Annotated in this window: 14 protein-coding genes and 1 pseudogene; 10 read left to right on the top strand and 5 right to left on the bottom strand. The window is 72.0% G+C overall.

Going from position 1 to position 21290, the window contains the following annotated elements; genetic code table 11:
• Nucleotides 1-10: 10 nt before the first annotated feature.
• The 6 genes and pseudogenes from MQE23_RS03635 (at nucleotide 11) to MQE23_RS03610 (ending at nucleotide 11077) form a co-directional block, all read left to right on the top strand.
• Nucleotides 11-1279 carry an aminotransferase class III-fold pyridoxal phosphate-dependent enzyme gene (locus MQE23_RS03635; protein ID WP_243378213.1) on the top strand — a complete coding sequence of 423 codons (1269 nt, stop codon included), beginning with the start codon at nucleotides 11-13 and terminating at the stop codon, nucleotides 1277-1279.
• A complete protein-coding gene (locus tag MQE23_RS03630) occupies nucleotides 1276-4149 on the top strand; it encodes an FAD-binding and (Fe-S)-binding domain-containing protein (protein WP_243378212.1) in 2874 nt (957 codons plus the stop codon). The genes MQE23_RS03635 and MQE23_RS03630 overlap by 4 nt, the downstream gene beginning before the upstream one ends.
• Nucleotides 4146-5585, top strand: a complete 1440-nt coding sequence (locus tag MQE23_RS03625; protein WP_243378210.1) for an NAD-dependent succinate-semialdehyde dehydrogenase — start codon at nucleotides 4146-4148, stop codon at nucleotides 5583-5585. Before MQE23_RS03630 ends, MQE23_RS03625 begins: the two co-directional genes overlap by 4 nt.
• A 556-nt stretch (nucleotides 5586-6141) precedes the next feature.
• Nucleotides 6142-7797 (top strand): annotated as a pseudogene (locus MQE23_RS03620) (hypothetical protein); the annotation flags it as partial.
• A gap of 58 nt (nucleotides 7798-7855) precedes the next feature.
• A complete protein-coding gene (locus tag MQE23_RS03615) occupies nucleotides 7856-8869 on the top strand; it encodes an IS701 family transposase (RefSeq protein WP_243378209.1) in 1014 nt (337 codons plus the stop codon).
• Between the two features lie 228 nt (nucleotides 8870-9097).
• On the top strand, nucleotides 9098-11077 hold the full coding sequence (locus MQE23_RS03610) for a heavy metal translocating P-type ATPase (protein ID WP_243378207.1): 1980 nt from the start codon (nucleotides 9098-9100) through the stop codon (nucleotides 11075-11077).
• Between the two features lie 9 nt (nucleotides 11078-11086).
• Here MQE23_RS03610 and MQE23_RS03605 read toward each other — a convergent pair whose 3' ends face one another.
• From MQE23_RS03605 to MQE23_RS03590, 4 genes are all read right to left on the bottom strand, one after another.
• On the bottom strand, nucleotides 11087-12154 hold the full coding sequence (locus MQE23_RS03605; protein WP_037666576.1) for a LacI family DNA-binding transcriptional regulator: 1068 nt from the start codon (nucleotides 12152-12154) through the stop codon (nucleotides 11087-11089).
• 88 nt (nucleotides 12155-12242) lie between these two features.
• Nucleotides 12243-14630, bottom strand: a complete 2388-nt coding sequence (locus MQE23_RS03600; RefSeq protein ID WP_243382478.1) for a beta-galactosidase — start codon at nucleotides 14628-14630, stop codon at nucleotides 12243-12245.
• Nucleotides 14624-16390 carry a beta-galactosidase gene (locus MQE23_RS03595; RefSeq protein ID WP_243378206.1) on the bottom strand — a complete coding sequence of 589 codons (1767 nt, stop codon included), beginning with the start codon at nucleotides 16388-16390 and terminating at the stop codon, nucleotides 14624-14626. The genes MQE23_RS03600 and MQE23_RS03595 overlap by 7 nt, the downstream gene beginning before the upstream one ends.
• Before the next feature lie 55 nt (nucleotides 16391-16445).
• Nucleotides 16446-17636 (bottom strand): MFS transporter, encoded by a 1191-nt coding sequence (locus MQE23_RS03590; protein WP_243378204.1) that lies wholly within the window; start codon nucleotides 17634-17636, stop codon nucleotides 16446-16448.
• Between the two features lie 265 nt (nucleotides 17637-17901).
• Here MQE23_RS03590 and MQE23_RS03585 point away from each other — a divergent pair, with 265 nt between their 5' ends.
• From MQE23_RS03585 to MQE23_RS03570, 4 genes are all read left to right on the top strand, one after another.
• Nucleotides 17902-18561 (top strand): hypothetical protein, encoded by a 660-nt coding sequence (locus tag MQE23_RS03585; RefSeq protein ID WP_020276492.1) that lies wholly within the window; start codon nucleotides 17902-17904, stop codon nucleotides 18559-18561.
• Nucleotides 18562-18588: 27 nt separating this feature from the next.
• The gene (locus MQE23_RS03580) at nucleotides 18589-19440 is read left to right on the top strand and encodes an aminoglycoside phosphotransferase family protein (protein WP_037672989.1); all 852 of its coding nucleotides are present in this window, start codon (nucleotides 18589-18591) and stop codon (nucleotides 19438-19440) included.
• Between the two features lie 57 nt (nucleotides 19441-19497).
• Nucleotides 19498-20214, top strand: coding sequence for a Type 1 glutamine amidotransferase-like domain-containing protein (locus MQE23_RS03575; protein ID WP_020276489.1), 717 nt, complete (start codon nucleotides 19498-19500; stop codon nucleotides 20212-20214).
• A 183-nt stretch (nucleotides 20215-20397) separates the two neighbouring features.
• A complete protein-coding gene (locus MQE23_RS03570; RefSeq protein ID WP_010043978.1) occupies nucleotides 20398-20799 on the top strand; it encodes an SseB family protein in 402 nt (133 codons plus the stop codon).
• 32 nt (nucleotides 20800-20831) lie between these two features.
• On the opposite strand, the gene MQE23_RS03565 is transcribed toward MQE23_RS03570, so the two are convergent.
• A complete protein-coding gene (locus tag MQE23_RS03565) occupies nucleotides 20832-21221 on the bottom strand; it encodes a MarR family transcriptional regulator (RefSeq protein ID WP_020276488.1) in 390 nt (129 codons plus the stop codon).
• Nucleotides 21222-21290: the final 69 nt, after the last annotated feature.

Raw genomic sequence — 21290 nt, 5'->3', positions numbered from 1 at the left:
GGGAGACAACATGACCGCACTGTCACCGCACCTTCGCCAGGCCACGCCCGTGGTGGCGGCCCGGGGCGAGGGCGTCCACCTCTATGGTGAGGACGGCCGCCGCTACCTCGACTTCACCGCCGGCATCGGCGTCACCAGCACCGGGCACTGTCACCCCAAGGTCGTGGCGGCGGCGCAGGAGCAGGTGGGCACGCTGATCCACGGCCAGTACACCACCGTCATGCACGAGCCGCTGCGCCGCCTCGTCGGCAAGCTGGGCGAGGTACTGCCGGCCGGCCTCGACAGCCTGTTCTTCACCAACTCCGGCAGCGAGGCCGTCGAGGCGGCACTGCGGCTGGCCCGCCAGGCCACCGGCCGGCCCAACGTCATCGTCTGCCACGGCGGTTTCCACGGCCGTACGGTCGCCGCCGCCTCCATGACCACCTCCGGCATCCGCTTCCGGTCCGGTTTCTCCCCGCTGATGAGCGGCGTGGTCGTCACTCCGTTCCCGACGCCCTTCCGGTACGGCTGGGACGAGGAGACCGCCACGCGCTTCGCCCTCAAGGAGCTCGACTACACCCTCCAGACGATCTCGTCGCCCGCCGACACGGCCGCGATCATCGTCGAGCCGGTGCTCGGCGAGGGCGGCTACGTGCCCGCGAACCGCACCTTCATCGAGGGGCTGCGCGAGCGGGCGGACCGGCACGGCTTCCTGCTGATCTTCGACGAGGTGCAGACCGGCGTCGGCCGCACCGGACGCTTCTGGGGACACGACCACTTCGGCGTCACCCCGGACATCCTCGTCACCGCCAAGGGCCTGGCCAGCGGCTTCCCCCTCTCCGGCATCGCCGCCTCCGAGGAGCTGATGGCCAAGGCGTGGCCCGGCTCGCAGGGCGGCACGTACGGCGCCAACGCCGTCGCCTGCGCCGCGGCCTGCGCGACCCTCGACGTCGTCCGTGACGAGAAGCTCGTCGAGAACGCCGAGGCGATGGGCAAGCGGCTGCGCCACGGCCTGGAGGCGGTGGCCGACCGGACCCCGGGCATCGGCGACGTCCGCGGCCTCGGCCTCATGCTCGCCACCGAGTTCGTCACCGAGGACGGCAGCCCCGACCCCGAGACCGCCGCCCGCGTGCAGCGCGCCGCCATCGACGAGGGCCTGCTCCTGCTGCTGTGCGGCGCCTGGAACCAGGTGGTCCGCATGATCCCGGCGCTCGTCATCGACGAGGCGGGCGTGGACGAGGGTCTCCAGGCCTGGGCCAACGCCGTCGAGGCCGGCACCTCGGGAGCGGCGGACCGATGACCACCGCCACCCGCGACCTGGCGGGTCTGACGGCCCGGATCGCCGAGATCGCGCCCGGTCTGCGGGTGGAGACCGGCCCGGGAGCGACGGGCCCCTACGCCTACGACGCCTCCAACTACCGTGTGCTGCCGCGCGCGGTGGCCTTCCCGCGCACCGCCGACGACGTGGTCGCGGTGCTGCGGGCCTGCCGGGAGGCCGGCGTCCCGGTCACCGCCCGGGGCGGAGGCACCAGCATGGCCGGCAACGCGGTCGGGCTGGGAGTCGTCCTGGACTTCTCCCGGTACATGAACCGGATCCTGGACATCGACGAGGAGGCGCGCACCGCGCGGGTCGAGGCCGGTGTCGTCCTCGACGCCCTGCGCGGCGCGACCGCCCTGCACGGGCTCGACTTCGGGCCGGATCCGTCCTCGCACAGCCGCTGCACCCTCGGCGGCATGATCGGCAACGACGCGTGCGGCAACCGGTCGGTGCGCGACGGGCGGACCAGCGGCCACGTCGAGGCCCTGGAGATCGTGACGGCCGACGGCGTGCGGGCCGTCGCCGACCACTCCGGGCTGCGTGCCGCAGAGCCGGGCGACGCGGAGGCCGTACGGCGCGTCGCCCGGCTCGAATCCGGCCTCAGGCGGCTGGTCGAGGACAACCTGGCGCTGATCCGCACCGAGCTGGGCCGGATCCCGCGTCAGGTCTCCGGCTTCCAGCTGCAGCACCTGCTGCCCGAGAACGGCTTCGACATGGCCCGCGCACTCGTGGGCACGGAAGGCACCTGTGCGGTCGTCACCGCCGCGACGGTCCGCCTGGTGGCGACCGCACAGGCATCCACACTGCTGACGCTCGGCTACGAGGACGTGGTCGAGGCGGCCGAGGACGTGCCGGAGATCCTGCGCTGGTCGCCCAGTGCGGTGGAGGGCATGGACGAGGCGATCGTCGCCACCATGCGTGCCCGCCGCGGCCCGGACTCCGTCACCGGCCTGCCCGAGGGGCGGGCCTGGCTGTACGTCGAGCTCGAAGGCGACGACCAGGCCGCGGTGAACGCCCGCGCCGCTGAGCTCCTCGACACTCTCAAGGCCCGGGGGCGGATGACCGGCGGCCGGGTCGTGGAGAGCCCGGCCGAGCGGCGTTCGCTGTGGCGGGTGCGTGAGGACGGGGCGGGGCTGGCCGCCCGGCTCGTGGACGGTGGGGAGTCCTGGCCCGGCTGGGAGGACGCGGCCGTCGCCCCGGAGAACCTGGCCGCCTACCTGCGCGACTTCCGCAAGCTGCTGACCTCGCACGAGCTGACGGGCGTGCTGTACGGGCACTTCGGCGCGGGATGCGTCCACGTGCGCATCGACTTCGACCCGGCGACCGAGGCCGGCCGGACGGTCATGCGGCGCTTCGTCACCGAGGCGGCCGCGCTGGTCGTCGGGCACGGCGGCACGCTGTCGGGAGAGCACGGCGACGGACGCGCCCGCAGCGAACTGCTGGAGGTCATGTACAGCCACCGCATGATCGCCGCGTTCGCCGCGTTCAAGAAGACCTTCGACCCCGACGGGCTGCTCAACCCCGGTGTGATCGTCGACGCGGCTCCCTTGGACGCCGACCTGGCGCTGCGGGAACTCCCGCTGCTGGACACGACCTTCGGCTTCCCCCATGACGAGGACGGATTCGCGGGCGCCGTGCGCCGCTGCGTCGGTGTCGGCCGTTGCCGCAGTGACGCGGGCGGGGTGATGTGTCCGAGCTACCGGGCCACGGGCGAGGAGAACGCCTCCACCCGGGGCCGGGCCCGCATGCTCCAGGAGATGGTCCGCGGTGAGGCCGTGCGGGACGGCTGGCGCTCGACCGAGGTCAAGGACGCCCTCGATCTGTGTCTGTCGTGCAAGGCCTGCTCCAGTGACTGTCCGGTCGGCGTCGACATGGCCACGTACAAGGCGGAGTTCCTCCACCAGCACTACAAGGGCCGCCTGCGCCCCCGTTCCCACTACTCACTCGGCTGGCTGCCCAGGACCTCCGCCCTGGCCGGTTACGCCGCCCGGCCGATCAACGCGCTGCTGCGCGGGCCGGTCGGCAAGCTGCTCGCCCGTCTCGGCGGCGTGACGACCAAGCGGAGGATTCCCGCCTTCGCCTCCCGCCGCGCCCTGCGCAAGGCCCTGCGCGCCGCCAAAACCGCGGAGCCGGCGAAGGCCGTGCTCTTCGTCGACAGCTTCACCCGCGCCTTCCGCCCCGAGGTCGCGGGAGCCGCGAGCCGTGTGCTGGCCGACGCCGGTGTCGCCTGCGCGCCGCGGGACGGACTGTGCTGCGGGCTGACCTGGGTCAGCACCGGACAGCTGAACGTCGCCCGCAAGATCATGGCCCGCACGGTCGCCGCGCTCGACGGTGACGACCGGCCGATCATCGTGGCCGAGCCGAGCTGTGCGGCCGCGTTGAAACGTGACGTCCCCGAACTGCTCGGCACCGAGGCCGCCCAGCGCGTGGCGAGCCGCGTCCAGACCTTCACCGGGGCCCTCACCGATCTCGCCGACCAGGACTGGAGCCCGCCGCCGCTGCCCGAGAACGTCGTCCTCCAGACCCACTGCCACGAGTACGCCACCTTCAAGGGCCGCCGCCCCGCCGACCTGCTGCGCCGGCTCGGCGTACGCGGCGTCGACGAGGCCGAGGGCTGCTGCGGACTCGCCGGGAACTTCGGCTTCGAGGCAGAGCACTACGAAACCTCGATGGCCGTCGCCGATCTCGCCCTCAAACCCCGCATCGACCACCTCGACGGACGCACCGTCGTGGCCGACGGCTTCAGCTGCGCCACCCAGATCGACCACCTCGCCGACGGCCGGGACATCCGCGCCCTGCACCTCGCGGAACTCCTCGACCCCGCCGCCGATCAAACAGGAGAGACATCATGACCGACGTACTGAACCAGTTGTTCATCGGCGGTGCCTGGGTGGACGCCGCGGACGGCGCCACCATGCCCGTCGACGACCCCGCGACCGGCGAGATCCTCTGCCACGTCGCCGACGCCGGTCCGAAGGACGCCAAGCTCGCTGAGGAAGCGGCCGTTCAGGCCCAGCAGGATTGGGCACGCACCGCGCCCCGGGCCCGCAGCGAGATCCTGCGCCGCGCCTACGAGCTCATCCTCGAGCGCACGGACGAACTCGCCCACCTGATGACGTCCGAGATGGGCAAGCCGCTCGCCGAGGCCAGGGGAGAGGTGGCGTACGCCGCCGAGTTCTTCCGCTGGTTCTCCGAGGAGGCCGTCCGCATCGACGGCGGGTGCGGCACGCTGCCCGACGGGCGCAACCGCATGCTGCTCTCCCGCCGCCCGGTCGGGCCCTGCCTGCTGATCACGCCGTGGAACTTCCCGCTGGCCATGGGCACCCGCAAGATCGGCCCGGCCATCGCGGCGGGCTGCACGATGATCCTCAAGCCGGCCCCGCAGACCCCGCTCTCCAGCCTCGCCCTGGCCGGCATCCTCAAGGAGGCCGGCCTGCCGGACGGCGTGCTGAACGTCGTCACCACTTCCCGCGCCGGAGAGGTGTGCGAGCCGCTGCTGCGCGGCGGCCGGATCCGCAAGCTCTCCTTCACCGGCTCCACCGGCGTCGGCCGCATCCTGCTCGCCCAGTGCGCCGACACGGTCGTCCGCACCTCGATGGAGCTGGGCGGCAACGCCCCGTTCATCGTCTTCGACGACGCCGACCTGGACGTGGCCGTGGACGGCGCGATGGTCGCCAAGATGCGCAACATGGGCGAGGCGTGCACCGCCGCGAACCGTTTCTTCGTCCACCGGTCGGTCGCGGACGAGTTCGGCCGGCGGCTCGCCGAGCGGATGCGCGCGCTCGTGGTCGGTCCCGGTACCCGGGACGGTGTCGACGTCGGCCCGCTGATCGACAGGACCGGACGCGGCAAGGTCGAGGAACTCGTCGCCGACGCGGTGGAGCGCGGCGCCCGGGTCCTCGTCGGCGGCCGTACGCCGGAAGGGCCGGGCTGCTTCTACCCGCCGACCGTGCTCACCGATGTATCCCCCGAGAGCCGCCTGATGGACACGGAGATCTTCGGCCCCGTGGCCGCGATCCTCACCTTCGACGACGAGGACGAGGTGCTGCGCCGGGCCAACGACACGCCCTGGGGTCTGGTCGGTTACGTCTTCACCCAGGGGCTGGACCGCGGGCTGCGTGTCAGCGAGGGGCTGGAGGTGGGCATGGTGGGCCTGAACACCGGCCTCGTCTCCAACCCGGCCGCGCCGTTCGGCGGGGTCAAGCAGTCCGGCCTCGGCCGTGAGGGCGGCCAGGTCGGTATCGATGAGTTCCTGGAGTACCAGTACGTCGCGGTGCCTGTGCGATGACCGTGTTCCTGCCCTGAGACACGCCCCGTCGCGCACCGGGCGGGCAGCCCCCGCGTGCGGTCCCCCCGGCCGCACGCGGGTCGCCCCGTGCCCGGCCTCCCCCTCCCCCCCCCGGCCGGGCACGGGGCATTACCGGCTCGCCGGGGTACGGATCGACTACGTGGGGGGCGGCATGGTCGGCTTCTCCTGGGACCGGCTGCCGCACGCGGCAGAAGGTCCCCGTCCCGTTCTACAACGGCACTCCCTGGTTCCTGCCTTTCGACGGCGCGTACTACAAGGTCGCCGAGATGATGGACGGCCGCCCGGAGGCCAACCCCTTGTGCGGCCTCGGCTTCGAACGAAGGACCGTCTGCGCTGAGCCGGCTCCGACCCCGGCGATCCGATGACCCGTCAGTAGGTCATCGGTCACGGGCTCTTGACTCGTGACGCGGCAGTGGCCATCCTCGTCGGATCCTTGGATGAGGTCATGACAACCCGGCCCTCGGTCCCGGGCCTTCGGGGCACCGGGCGGCCGGTACGTCGACCCCGCCACCCCCCCCGACCGAGGACGTGGGCCGTGACCAGTGCAGGACGCCCGTACCGCCGACGCAAGAACGTCACCGTTGTGTCGCTCCTCCTGCTCGTGCTGGCCGTCGCGCTGGGCCCGACGCCGAGTTCGGCGGCCGGAACCGACTGGTGGAACCCGACGGCGCGACCCGCGCCGGACTCCCGGATCAACGTCACGGGCGAGCCCTTCACCGGCACCGACGCCAAGGGCGAAGTCCGCGGATTCGTCGACGCGCACGACCACATCTTCGCCAACGAGGGCTTCGGTGGCCGTCTGGTCTGCGGAAAGCCGTTCTCCGAGCAGGGTGTCGCCGACGCGCTCAAGGACTGCCCCGAGCACTACCCGGACGGCTCGCTCGCGATCTTCGACTTCATCACCAACGGGGGCGACGGCAAACACGACCCGGTCGGCTGGCCCACCTTCAAGGACTGGCCGGCCCACGACTCGCTGACCCACCAGCAGAATTACTACGCCTGGGTGGAGCGGGCCTGGCGCGGCGGTCAGCGGGTCCTGGTCAACGACCTCGTCACCAATGGCGTCATCTGCTCCGTGTACTTCTTCAAGGACCGCGGCTGCGACGAGATGACGTCCATCCGGCTCCAGGCCAAACTGACGTACGACATGCAGTCCTTCGTGGACAAGATGTACGGCGGGCCGGGCAAGGGCTGGTTCCGGATCGTCACCGACAGCGCGCAGGCCCGTGAGGTGATCGAGCAGGGCAAGCTGGCGGTCGTCCTCGGCGTCGAGACCTCCGAGCCCTTCGGCTGCAAGCAGATCCTCGACATCCCCCAATGCAGCAGGGCCGACATCGACAAGGGCCTGGACGAGTTGTACGCGCTGGGCGTGCGCAGCATGTTCCTGTGCCACAAGTTCGACAACGCGCTGTGCGGTGTCCGTTTCGACTCGGGCGCGCTCGGAACGGCCATCAACGTCGGGCAGTTCCTGTCGACGGGCACCTTCTGGAAGACGGAGACGTGCAAGGGCCCGCAACACGACAACCCCATCGGCAACGCGACGGCGGCCGCGGCCGAGAAGAAGCTACCGGCGGGTGTGCGGGTTCCCTCGTACAAGGCGGACGCCCAGTGCAACGTCCGAGGACTCACCGGACTCGGCGAGTACGCCGTCCGCGGCATGATGCAACGCGGGATGATGCTGGAGATCGACCACATGAGCGTCAAGGCCACCGGCCGGGTGCTCGACATCTTCGAGGCCGAGTCCTACCCGGGCGTGCTCTCCTCGCACAGCTGGATGGACCTGAACTGGACCGAACGGGTGTACCGCCTGGGCGGGTTCATCGCCCAGTACATGCACGGCTCCGAGGGCTTCGTCGCGGAGGCGAAGCGCACGGAGGCCCTGCGCGACAAGTACGGCGTGGGCTACGGCTACGGCACCGACATGAACGGCGTCGGCGGCTGGCCGGCCCCCCGTGGTGCGGACGCCCCGAACAGGGTCACCTACCCCTTCAAGAGCGTCGACGGCGGCTCCGTCATCGACCGGCAGACCACCGGCGAGCGCACCTGGGACCTGAACACCGACGGCGCCGCCCACTACGGCCTCGTCCCGGACTGGATCGAGGACATCCGCCGGGTCGGCGGCCAGGACGTGGTGGAGGACCTGTTCCGCGGCGCCGAGTCCTACCTCGACACGTGGGGAGCCACCGAGAAGCCCTAGTAGTGCTTCGTTACGTCGGGTGATCTCGCCTGGTAGTGGGCATCTGACTGGCATGAGGCTGGGGGAAGTGGAACGGCTCCGGGGTGAGTTATCGGAGTTCGTTGCCGATGTGTTCGCTTCGGTCCCGCGGCGGGATCAGCGGCGGGCGGGCGGGACGGCGTCGGTGGGGGTGGCCCGGCAGTACTGCGGAGCGTTGGGCAAGCGGGCCGACTGCCAGGTTGCGGTCAGTGTGCACGCGGCCACCGACACCGCGTCCTGCCCGCTGGAGTGGGAGTTGTTCCTGCCCCGGGAATGGGCGGACGATGACTGGCGACGGCAGCGGGCCGGGGTGCCCGAGGAGGTCGGGCATGTCTCCAAGACCGGCCTGGCACTGGGACTGCTGGGCCGGCTGGCCGGCCAGGGGCTGGCAGTGCCGGTGATCGTGGCCGATGCCGGTTACGGCCGCAGCGTCTCCTTCCGGCTCGCACTGGAAGAACGCGGCTGGTCATACGTGATGGCGGTCGACTCCAAGGAGATTGCCCGCCCGGCCGCGGCAAAGCCGTGGCAGCCCGAGTACGGCGGGCTGGGGCCACCCACCCTGCCCCGCTACCGCGAGGCTGCCAAGCCACTGACCGCGTTTGTCGACTCTGACACCCGCTTCGATTCGGTCACTTGGCGGCAGGGCAGCAAAGGCACGATGACCTCGCGATTCGCCGTGCTCGAGGTGCGGCCCTCGGGCAAGGAAGCCACCCGAACCGCTCAGGAAGCGGCCGGCGGACGCAGCCGCTGGAACGGGGTGCTGCCGCTGCGGACCCTGCTGATCGAGCAGCCCGCAGAAGCGGCCGAGCCGACCGGCTACTGGGTGACCAACCTGCCTGTCACCACCCCGGTCGCCGACCTGGTGCGGTGGGCGAAGATGCGCTGGCGCATCGAGCACGACTACCGCGAGCTCAAGCACGGCCTGGGCCTGGACCACTTCGAGGGCCGCACCTGGCGCGGCTGGCACCACCACGTCACCCTCGTCACCGCCGCCCAGGCCTTCCTCACCCTTCGGCGGCTCGACCCAAAAGCCCCGATGCCGGCCTGACCCTCTACCAGGTCCTCGACGTCCTTCAGGACCTGCTGAGGTGCTGGACCGGCACCTGCACCACCTGCGGCCGCCCCCTGCCGACCGGAAGAACCAGAACCTAACGAAGCACTACTAGTCCCGGAGCGATCTGCAACGGCTGAGTTCGGTCACCGATGAAGACATGAATCAGTCTTCATGTGTTCCTGTATGGTGGGGAGGCATGCCCCCGCCCGAAGGACTCTTCTGATGACCTCCACCCTCACGCCGCAGCCGGTCGACCGGGCGGAGCCCGCGCGCACCGGGACCGTGCCCCGGCGGCGTACCCGTGTCCTCGCGCTCCCCGAGGCGCGCTGGGCCGCGGCGGCCACCGTCCTCTTCCTCCTCGCGCTGCCCTTGCAGCTGACCGGCGCCCCGGCCTGGACCTGGGGCCCGCTCTACGCCCTGTCGTACGTCACGGGCGGCTGGGAGCCGGGCTGGGAAGGGCTCAAGGCGCTCAAGGAGCGCACCCTCGACGTCGACCTGCTCATGGTCGTCGCCGCCCTGGGGGCGGCCTCGATCGGGCAGGTCATGGACGGCGCCCTGCTCATCGTCATCTTCGCCACCTCCGGCGCGCTGGAGGCGTTGGCCACCGCCCGCACCGCCGACTCCGTCCGCGGCCTGCTCGATCTCGCCCCCGCCACGGCCACCCGGCTGACTCCGGACGGCGGCGAACAGACCGTGTCCGTCGAGGAGCTGGCGGTCGGCGACACCGTCCTCGTCCGCCCCGGTGAGCGCGTCGGCGCCGACGGCCGAGTGCTGGACGGGGCGAGCGACGTGGACCAGGCGACCATCACCGGCGAGCCGCTCCCCGCGGCGAAGGAGCCGGGCGACGAGGTCTTCGCGGGCACCCTCAACGGCACCGGCGCCCTGCGGATCAGGGTCGAGCGCGACGCGTCCGACTCGGTGATCGCCCGGATCGTCCGGATGGTGGAGGAAGCGTCCGAGACGAAGGCGCCCACCCAGCTGTTCATCGAGAAGGTCGAACAGCGTTACTCGCTGGGCATGGTGGCCGCGACCCTGGCCGTCTTCCTGGTGCCCCTCGCCTTCGGCGAGCAGCTCACCGACGCGCTGCTGCGCGCCATGACGTTCATGATCGTGGCATCGCCGTGCGCGGTCGTACTGGCGACCATGCCGCCCCTGCTGTCGGCCATCGCCAACGCCGGACGGCACGGCGTGCTGGTGAAGTCGGCCGTGGTGATGGAGCGGCTCGGCCAGATCGACGCGGTCGCGCTGGACAAGACCGGCACGCTGACCGAGGGCAGCCCGCGCGTCACCGATGTCCGGCCGCTGCCGGAATCGGGCCTGGACGAAGGGGAGTTGCTGGCGCTGGCGGCAGCCGCCGAGCGGCCCAGTGAGCATCCGCTGGCCCGCGCGGTCGTGGACGCGGCCCGTGAGCGCGGTCTCGGCCTTTCCGACGCGGAGGACTTCACCTCCGCGCCCGGCGTGGGAGTGACCGCCGTCGTGAGCGGCCGTGCGGTCGCCGTCGGCGCCCCGGCCCGTCTCCTGGACGGCACGGGCAGCACGGTCGCCGCCGTCGCCGGGGAACTGGAGGAGTCCGGCCGTACCGCCGTCCTCGTCCTCGTCGACGGCGCCCCCGCCGGACTGCTCGGCATCGCCGACCGGCTGCGCCCGGACGCCGCCGCCACCGTCGCCGCGCTCACCACCCTCACCGGCACCGCCCCGACGCTCCTCACCGGCGACAACCCCCGGGCCGCCGCACACCTCGCCGCCGAGGCCGGCATCGACGACGTGCGTGCCGGGCTGCTGCCGCAGGACAAGCTGACGGCGGTTCAGGAGATGGAGCGCGCGGGCCGCAAGGTGCTGGTCGTCGGGGACGGCGTCAACGACGCACCCGCCCTGGCCGCCGCCCACACCGGCATCGCCATGGGCCGGGCGGGCTCCGACCTCGCCCTGGAGACCGCCGACGCCGTGATCGTGCGCGACGAACTCGCGGCGGTCCCCGCAACCGTCGCCCTCTCGCGCCGCGCGCGCAGGCTGGTCGTGCAGAACCTCGTCATCGCCGGGGTGTTCATCGCCGGCCTGGTCGTCTGGGACCTGGCCGGGAACCTGCCGCTGCCGCTGGGCGTCGCGGGTCACGAGGGCTCCACGGTCCTGGTCGGTCTGAACGGCCTGCGTCTGCTGCGGGAGACGGCCTGGCAGCGGGCCTCCGCCGAGGGGAGCGACTGACGAACGCCGTCAGCCCACCGGCGGCGGGCCGGTGCTGGCCCGCACCACGAGATCCACGGGGACGAGCGTGTCGACGCGAGGCCGTTCCCCGGGACCGTCGATGCGGTCCAGGAGGAGCCGCAGGGAACGGGTGCCGATCTCGGCGAAGTCCGTGCGGACGGTGGTCAGCGGCGGCAGGAGATGGGCGGCCTCGGGGATGTCGTCGTAGCCGACGACGCTGACGTCCCCCGGGACGGAGCGCCCGGACTCATGCAGGGCGTGCAGCAGACCCAGGGCCATCTGGTCGTTCGAGGCGAACACCGCCGTCACCTCGGTACGCCGGGCCAGCCGACGGCCCAGGTCGTAACCGGAGCCGGCGCTCCAGTCCCCGACGAGGGGGGCCGGGACATCGGCACCGGCCGCCTGGAGCGACGCCTGCCAGCTCGCCAGCCGGTGGTCGGCGGAGGTCCAGCCGGCCGGGCCCGCGATGTGCCAGACGGTGGCGTGCCCGAGGCCGAGCAGGTGCTCGGTGGCCTTGCGGGCACCGGTGCGGGAATCGCCGGTGACCGGGGGCGTGCTGTCGTCGAGGGCGCTCTCCAGCACCACCAGGGGAGTTCCGAGGTCGGTCTCCGCCAGGGCCAGGCCCACCCACTGCTGCGGGGCGATGGCGATCACGCCGTCCGCGCCCTCGGCCGACAGCCGGTTCACGGCCTCGACGACGGTGTCGTGATCGGCCGTGTCGAGCGCGATCGAGCTCACCAGGTAACCGGCCTCCTGAGCTGCGGTGTTGATGGCGGTCAGGATGGAGGCGGGCCCGTACCTGGCGGCGTCGAAGGAGATGACCCCGAGCATCCGGGTCCGGCCGCTGGCCAGCGACCGCGCGCTGCGGCTGGGCCGGTAGCCGAGCGTGCGCATGGCGTCCAGGACCGCCTCGCGCGTCTCCGCACGGACGGCCGGATGGTCGTTGAGCACCCGGGAGACGGTCTGCTTGGAGACGCCGGCCAGCCGGGCCACGTCGGCCATCACCGGCCGCGCCCCCGCGAAGTTGCGCCTGCTGCGGCCCCTGGGCACAGGGCTGTCGGTGGCGCTCGGTGTCATGACGGGTGTTTCCTCGACGTCGGTTACGGCGGTCCTGACCCCGCCCGGCAGGAGCACAGCATAGGCCGGGCGGGGCCCGCGGGGTTTCTCAGCCGGCCCGCACCGTCCACGAGCGCGAGACCACCCACTCGGCGTGCTGCACACCCGCCGCACGCCACGCTTCGCCCACCTGTCCGGGCACATGGACCCGGGCATCCGCCGCCAACGGCAGCACCTTCAGTCGCAGGCCCTCCGTTCTCAGTGCCTCGACCGGCAGCCGGTCCAGGCCGATGTCCCAGACCCGGCCCGAGTAGAACTGGTCGGCGACCAGGACGTCCCCCACGTACGCCCGGGCCAGGTCACCCGTCCAGCGCAGCCGCAGCAGGACACCGGCGGGCGTCCGCAGCAGGTCCTCCGGTACGTCGACGCGGTACTCGGCGGCCACCGTCTCCACGTACTTGTCCGCCGGGACGCTCGCCCGGCCCTGCACGCCGGTCACCGGCTCGGGCGCCGGGCCTGCGGGCCTGACCAGGGTGACGGGCACCGCACTGTCCGGGAGGGGCGCGGCCTCGATCGTGTAGCGGGTGAACACGCCGTCCGCCTCCTCCCGCACCCGTGTCCCCGCCACCACCACCTGGGCGGAATCCGGCGCGGGCAGCACCGCGAACGACGGCTCGGCGGCCGGACTGTGCAGCCGTACTTCGTCACCGTCGAAGACGACAGCGTCCCCGGACAGCACCAGCCGCTCGGCTCCCCACGCGTCACCCCGGTAGACGGTGCGGGCCGTCGCCGGATCCAGGACCAGCAGCCCGACGCGTGAACCGTCGGCGGCGTCCACCTCGACCAGGGCGTCGGTGCCGGGCCGCACTCCGCTGACCACGATCCGGCCGGCGACCGGCGTGGCCTCCCCGGACGGTGTCGCGACAGACGAGACCGTGTCCGCGTCCAGGACGAGTTCGGGTGCGATGCCGTCGGTCGCGGCCAGCACCAGGACCGTACGGCCGCCCGCCTCGACGGTGCACACCGGCTGAGAGGTCGCCCACTCCAGCCGCAGCCCGGCCACGTCCAGCCGCAGCGGCCAGCAGAAGCAGGCGCCGGAGGGCACCGTGACGGGAGCGCTCGGCAGCGTGAGCGCGGGTGCGTCCGGGAAGTCGACCGTGAAGGCCGTGTCCGCGTGGTCGGGCAGCGGATCGTGCGGCTGGTGGTTGGTCACGAACAGGAAGCCCGACGTGCCGTCGGTACGGACGGCCCAGCGCAGCGTGTCCCGGTCGTGCTGCCCGGCCGGCCGCCGCTCGGGCAGCACGGACTCCATGGGGGCGATCCGGTGCCCGAAGCACTCCAGCAGCAGGTGCTGGAGCCGCAGTTCGTGGTACGAGGGCCGCACCTGGCCGTACTCGCCGAGCGGGGCCTGGAAGTCGTAGGTCAGGACCGGCAGGTCGTTGGGGTAGCCGGTGGCGTGCGACTCCTGAAGGTCCGTCAGCTCACCGTGCGGGTTGGTGCCGCCGTGGAACATGTAGTAGCCCTGCCACACCGAGCCGCAGCCGATCTTGGTGAGCCCCAGGGCGGCCACGTCGGCGGCTTCCACCCGGGGCCGCCGGTGGTAGGCCACCGCCATGCCGCCGCCCAGCTCGCAGGTGGCCCAGGGGAATCGGTTCGCCGGTACCGGGTCGGTGCCGCGTACGGTCATGGGCCGCAGGTCGGCGCCGATGCCCTCGTCGTCGCGCTCGTGGGTGAAGAAGAAGTGCTTTCGGCAGGTGTCGGGCCAGCCGCCGTCCGCCTCTGTCCAGAACGCCTCCGGGTAGCCGCCGTACAGCGGCAGCAGTTCGTCACCCGGGAGCTGGACCCCGCCCCAGGCGGTCGACGTCCACAGCGGCGCGCTCAGCCCGGCCTCCTGGGCCAGGCGCTTCAGGGTGCGCAGATGGCCGGGCTGGTCGTAGAGCTCGTTCTCGATCTGGATCGCGACGATCGGGCCGCCGTGCGCCCGGTCCAGGCCGCGCAACTGCCCGGCGATCTCCGTGAACCAGTTGCGTACGGGCTCCAGATAGGCCGGATCGTCGGTGCGCGGCATGCCGGCGCGGGCGAGCAGCCAGTCGGGCAGGCCGCCGTTGCGCACCTCCGCGTGACACCACGGGCCGATCCGCGGGATGAAGTCCAGGCCGTGGCGGGCACACAGCTCGGCGAAGCGGCGCAGGTCGCGGTCACCGTCGAAGCGGATCCGCCCCTCGATCTCCTCGTGGTGGATCCAGATGACGTAGGAGGCGACGGCACTCACCCCGCCCGCCTTCATCTTCAGCAGCTCCTCCTCCCACTCCCGGGCCGGGTAGCGGGAGTAGTGGAACTCGCCGGAGACCGGGAACCAGGGGCGGCCGCCACGGGTGAGCCAGCGGCCGGTGACCTCGATCGGATCGGGCACGCCCGGCGCGTCCGCGAAGGGCAGGTGGCCGGTCGGCGGGGGAGCGGAGGGCGCGGGAACGCGCAGCCGGTGCGGGGTCACCAGGTGTTCTCCGGGCCGAGGTCGGGCGTGTCGGTGAGCTGGGCGCGGGTGGTGGCGGTGCCGTGCAGTTCCAGCAGGACCAGCTCGTTGGTGCCCGGCCGCAGCACCGGCGCAGGGACGTAGAGCGTGTGCTGCGGGCCGCGGTTCCAGTAGCGGCCCAGGTGGAAGCCGTTGACCCAGGCCTGTCCCTTCGTCCAGCCGGGCAGGGAGAGGAAGGCGTCGGCGGGTGTGTCCACCTCGAAGGTGCCGCGGTGGAAGGCGGGCACCGTGACCGCCGCCCCGTCGCCCGGGGTGAACGGCACCGCGTCCAGGCCGTCCAGGGGCAGCGCGTGGCAGTCCCAGCCGCGCAGGGGCGTGCCGTTGAAGGAGACGGGCCCGAGCAGGCCCTTCGGGGCGCCGATGCGGGGCCCGTAGTTGACGCCGCCCATGTTCTCGACGAGTACCTCCAGCCTGGCTCCCGGGTGCGGGACACGCACCGGCAGCGTCTCGTCGTGGCGTTCACGCTCCAGGACACCGACGGGTGCGCCGTCGACGAACACCTGGGCACGGTCGCCGACACCGCCGGCGAAGTGCAGCAGGCCGTCACCGGAGGCGGGCAGGACGGTGCGGTAGAGCGCGTAGCCGGTGTGCTGCCCGAGCTCGGCCATGGTCACCGGGTCGTCGGTGCGGACGGGAGCGGTGAGCAGGTCGGCGAGGGGAAGCAGAGGTGCCCGGCCGCCCAACTCGACGCCGGTCGGCGGCAGTTTGGGACCGGGTGCAGGGACGGGCTCGTCGGGGACGCCGGCATGGCGGGCGATGACCTCGCGGAAGGCGTGGTACTTCGGGCCCGGGTCGCCGCACTCGGTGAGCGCGGCGTCGTAGTCGTACGACGTGACGGTGGGCTCGTAGGCGTGCTTGTGGTTGGCGCCGTTGGTGAAGCCGAAGTTGGTGCCGCCGTGGAACATGTAGATGTTGACGGACGCCCCGGCGGACAGCAGCTGGTCCAGATCGGCGGCGGCGTCGGCCGCGTCCCGTACGTGGTGCGGCCCGCCCCAGTGGTCGAACCAGCCGATCCAGAACTCCGCGCAGAACAGCGGGCCTTCGGTCTGGTACTCGCGCAGCCGCCCGAGGCTCTGCTCGACCCGGCTGCCGAAGGTGCCGGCGGACAGCACGCCCGGCAGGCTCCCGGCGGCCAGGTGCTCGGGGTCGGCCTGGTCGCAGGTGAACAGCAGCTCCTCGACGCCCCGGGAGCGGAACGCGTCGGCCAGGTGCTTCAGGTACGCGCTGTCGTCGCCGTAGGCCCCGTACTCGTTCTCCACCTGCACGGCGATGACCGGACCTCCGGCCGCGGCCAGGTGCGGCCGGAGCGCGGGCAGCAGCAGGTCCAGGTAGCGGTCGACGGCCCCGGTGAAACGCGGATCGCTGGACCGCAGCCGGATGTCCGGGTCGGAGGTCAGCCAGTCGGGCAGGCCGCCGCCGTCCCACTCGGCACAGATGAACGGGCCGGGACGCAGCAGCACGTGCAGCCCCTCGTCCTGGGCGAGCTGGAGGAACCGGGGCAGGTCGAGGAAGCCGTCGAGCACGAGCGGGCCCTCGGGATCGGGCTGGTGGTGGTTCCACGGGAGGTACGTCTCCACCGTGTTGAGGCCCATCAGCCGCGCCTTGCGCAGCCGGTCGGACCACAGGCCGGGGTGGACACGGAAGTAGTGCAGCGCACCGGAGATGATCCGGAACGGCTCGCCGTGCAGCAGGAAGCCGTGGGACGTCGTCGTCAGGGCGGGCATGCGGAAGCTTCCCTTCGGGATACGGGCGGAAGTCGATGGGAGTCGATGGGAGCAGTCAGTGAGAGCGGGTGACACGGATCAGCCAGAGCGTGGCGCCCAGGCACAGCGCGGAGACACCGCACAGCAGCAGCGGCACCGCGCGGACCCCCGACCACTCGATGGCCTTGCCCAGCGCCGGCCCGGCGGCGACACCGCCGATCATGGACGCCGCGATGACCAGGGCGCCGGCTCTCCGGGCCCGCGGGGCGGCCCGGTTCAGCCAGGGCAGCCCGGTCGGGAAGATCGGCGCGATGAACAGACCGACACCGGCGTACGCGTACGGCGCCAGCGCCGGCACGGACGCGGCCAGCAGACACACCGTCATACCCGCGCAGGAGACGACGATGATCGTCTGGGCGGAGAAACGCAGCGCGAGCGGCGCGACCAGGAAGCGGCCCACGGTCATCATCAGCCAGTACACGGAGGTGGCGGTGGCGGCGACGCCCGCGCCGTAGCCGGCGGTCTCCAGGTGCGTGGGTTCCCAGCCGCCGACACCGGCCTCGATGCCGACGTGCAGGACGTAGAGCGTGACGAAGACGGCGAGCACCGAGGCGAGGCTCCGCCGGAGGACCGCGCCACCGCTCGCGTCGTCACCGGCCGGGACGGGCGCGTCGTTCCGTACTCCCTTCAGACACAGCAGCAACGGCAGGTTGGCGAGGGCGAAACCGAGAAAGACGGCCGGGTAGTGCTCGGAGCCGACCACGCCGATCAGGGCGGGGCTGAGGATGGCGCCGATGCCGAAGTGGGCGTGGAGGATGTTCAGCATCGCGGTCGAACGGTGGCCGAAGCCCACGGCGAACAGCTGGTTGAGTCCGTAGTCGATGCCGCCGAAACCGAGTCCGGCGAGCAGGGCCGCCGCCAGAGCGGTGGGCCAGCCGGGCGCCAGTGCGAAGCCCGCCGCGCCGACCGCCATCAGCAGGTAGGAGCTGCCGAGGATGTACCGGTTGCCGACCCGCCCGTAGAGCCGGTCGAACAACAGCACACCGGCCACGCCACCGACGAAGTGGGCACTGAGCCCCAGCCCGGCGGCGGACGGCGAGAGCCCGAACTCCGCGCGGAAGCCGGGGATCGCGGGCCCGTACAGGGCCTGCAACGCACCCATGAGCACGAAGCCCACACAGGAGGCGACCACGGCGGAGCGGCTGAAGACCGGGGCCGGAGTGGAGGAGAGGGGGGTTGCGCGCTGTGCGGTGGGCTGGTCGTTCACGCGGACTCCGAGGGAGGGCCTGCCGGGTGGGGCGGGCGAGGACATGTCGCGTACGGCTCGCAGCAAGGGCGGGCGATGGTGATGTTACCGGTAACATCAGGTTCGCGGACACCCTTTGACGGCGTGAATGAGAAGCCGCGCGGACTCCGCGCTGCCGCGCCCCCTGCAGTAATCGCGTGGTCAAGCCCGTACGGCGGCTGATCTAATGCGCGCGTGGGCGCCTGCGCCCTCGGGTCGGCACAACGGACGGAAGGACACCCTCGGCATGGCCGTCATCCACCGCACCACGGTCGAACCGACCAAGCTGGAACTGCTCACCTCCTGGCTGCCGTCCCGTCCGTGGTACCGCGGTGGCGCGGCCGGACCGCAGCTGGCCAAGGCCGGCGGGTTCCGGCTGGACGACCCGCAGGGGGAGGTCGGGATCGAGTTCATCGTCGTCACCGACACCTCCGGCCCGCACGCCGTCACCTACCTGGTGCCGCTCACCTATCGCGGCGCCGCGCTCGACGGGGCGGAGCATGCCCTCGTGGGCACCATGGAGCACGGCGTGCTCGGGCGGCGCTGGGCCTACGACGGTTGCCACGACCCCGTTCTGGTCGCCCAGTTGGCTGCCTTGATCGAGGGCCGGGCGCAGGCCCAGGACCAGAACATCAGCGATGTCCCCGACCGGGAGGTCGTCGTCTCACGCACCGGCGAAGGCTCCCTCCCCACGGACTTCGTCGCCACCGACGACCAGGACGGCACCCGGCTGACCGCGCCGCACGGCCCGACCCTCCATCTGCACCGGGTCCTGCGACCTGCCCCGGACGGCCCGCTTCCGCTCTCCCGGGGAGCGACCGGCCAGGTCACCGGCCCCTGGCAGCTCCCGGACGGCACTCGTGCCCGCGGGGTCTTCGCCGTTCTGCACAACGGCCCGCGGATCTAGTGCGCGGGGGAGAGGAGCCAGGCGGCGATGCAGACGTCCGAGGTCCGGCGTGCGGTGGACACGGCCATCTCGACCGCATCTTCACTTGGCCTGACAGCCGACGACGCGATCGTTCTTCATGACTCGAACAAGCTCACTCTGCGTCTGCTGCCGTGCGACGTCCTGGCCCGGGTGGCACCCGTAGCGCAGCAGGTCGCACAGTTCGAAGTCGAGCTCGCCCAGCGGCTCGCCGCATCCGGCTGCCCGGTGGCTGCTCTCGAGCCTCGAGTGGAGCCACGCGTTCATGAGCGTGATGGCTTCGCGGTCACGCTGTGGACCTACTACGAACCCGTGACACCTCGAGAGGTCTCACCGGCCGACTACGCCACTGCGCTCGACCTGCTGCATGCCGGCATGCGCACAGTCGATGTCCCGACGCCGCACTTCACGGATCGAGTCGAGCAGGCTCAGCGACTCGTGGCGAACCGCGAGCGCACTCCGGCGCTGGCCGACGCGGACCGGGAGTTGCTCGGCGACACGCTGCGAAGCCTGAGGCGAGTGATCGTCGAGCGCGGCGGCGCCGAGCAGCTGCTGCACGGCGAGCCGCACCCGGGCAACCTGCTCGCCACGCAGAACGGACTGCTGTTCATCGACCTGGAGACGTGTTGCCGTGGGCCCGTCGAATTCGACCTCGCCCATGCGCCCGATGAAGTCGGCGAGCACTATCCGGGTGTCGATCAGGACATGCTGCGCGCGTGCCGGATCCTCGTGCTGGCGATGATCACCACGTGGCGCTGGGACCGAGACGATCAACTCCCCGACGGCCGCAGGCTGGCCGGGGAGTGGCTCGGCCGGATCCGGGCGGCACTCGACCGCAACGGCCTGGATTCCCATGGCTGATCGCGGACCTGGGAGGCACACGCACGCTCACACGCACCCGTCCAGGAAGGCAAAGCCGTGGCCATCGAACCCCCGCAGCGCATCGCCCTCCTCGGAGGCGGCTTCTCCACCGACGACGACGGCCTCCTCGACGACTGGGTACTGGCCCGGGCACGCGTGCCCCGCCCCAAGGTGTGCTTCGTACCCACGGCCAGCGGTGACGCGCCGGCCTACATAGAACAGTTCCGTACGGCGTACGGGAACCGCCCCGCCTGCGAACCCTCCGTCCTGCACCTGTTCCGCCGCGACCTGGACGACGACGCACTGCGCTCCTTCCTGCTCGCCCAGGACGTCATCTACGTGGGCGGTGGCAACACGGCCAACCTCCTGGCGGTATGGCGCACCCACGGAGTGGACCGGCTGCTGCGGGAGGCCTACAGCCACGGCACGCTCCTGTGCGGAATCAGTGCCGGTGCCAACTGCTGGGCCGAGGGCTCGCACACCGACTCCTTCGGGCCGTTGACGCATCTCCCCGACGGCCTGGGGCTGGTCCCCGGCTCCGTCTGTCCGCACTACGACAGTGAACCGGGCCGTCGGCCCTCCTACCGCGCGGCCGTGGCGGCGGGGCGGTTGCCGTCAGGGTGGGCGGTGGAGGACGGGGCCGCGGCACTGTTCACGGACGGTGTGCTGACGGAGGCCGTCACCCGGGCGCGGGGAGCAGGGGTGTACCGGGTGGAGCCGGACGGGGGTGGTGTGAGGGAGCGTGCGCTGCCCTGTCGGCTGCTCGGGAATTGATCTCACCCCCCGGATTCCCCGAACCTCGTCCCACAGATTTCCTGAACCTCATCCCACACATCCCCGAACCTCGGAGATCGAGCAGGATTGCCCCGGGCACGATCGGGTACGCGAGCAGCACCGCGTCCGGGGCGGATCTTGCCCCGGGCGGGCCGCACGACCGCCGCTACCAGGGAATCTGCCATGGAGACACCCGCAAACGACCCCACGCCCACGCCCGCCCAGCGGGCTCTGGACGTCCTCACCGAGAACACCGAGGACGCGGCGGCTCTGGACGCGCTCGCCAACAGCGACGTGCTCATCCCCGTGCCCGACGACGCGAACGACGCCGACGCCGCCAACCCCTCGGCGGTGGCACTGCCGGTGCTGGAGCAGCCGGGCGGCGAGCCGGTGGTGCCCGTGTTCACCTCCGAGGTGGAGATGGCCGGGCTGCTGCCGTTCGTCTCCCGCTACCGTCTGGTGCCGCTCGGCGCCCTGGCCGCCCAGTGGCCGGCCGACGACCTGTCGCTGACCATAGACGGCAGCTCGGAGCACCGCCTGACGCTCACCTCGGAGGGAGTACGCACCCTGCTGGCACGTCCGTAGGACGTAACCGGGCCGGGCCCGGGCCGGGCGGTCTACGCACCCAGTGTCCGGGCCAGCGCGGCCCGCTGCAGCGGCAGTACCCGCGCGTGCAGGTCACGGCCCTTGGAGGAAAGGGCCACCCACACGCCGCGCCGGTCCTCCATGCACACCGAACGCGTCACCAGCCCGTCCTTCTCCAGCCGGGCGATGAGCCGGGACAGCGCGCTCTGGCTGAGATGGACCCGCCCGACCAGGTTCTGCACCCGGCACTGCTCGCCCTCCTCGGGCGCCGCCGTGGCGAGGAGGTCCAGGACCTCGAAGTCGGACGCGCCGAGGCCGTGCGGGTGCAGCACACGGTCGATCTCGCACATCGTGCGCGCGTGCGCCGACAGGATGTCCCGCCACCGTTCCTCGAGCCGCCCACCAGCCGTTTTCGACGCCATATGTGAACGGTAACACCGGCGCGGCATTCAATGACCGTGCATGCAATGCACGCGGCTCAGACCCTGGCA

The organism is Streptomyces sp. HP-A2021 (genome assembly GCF_022807935.1).
In the GTDB taxonomy this organism is placed as follows: domain Bacteria; phylum Actinomycetota; class Actinomycetes; order Streptomycetales; family Streptomycetaceae; genus Streptomyces; species Streptomyces afghaniensis.
Note: the sequence above shows the minus strand (reverse complement) of the source record. Positions and strands in the feature narration are given on the sequence as shown.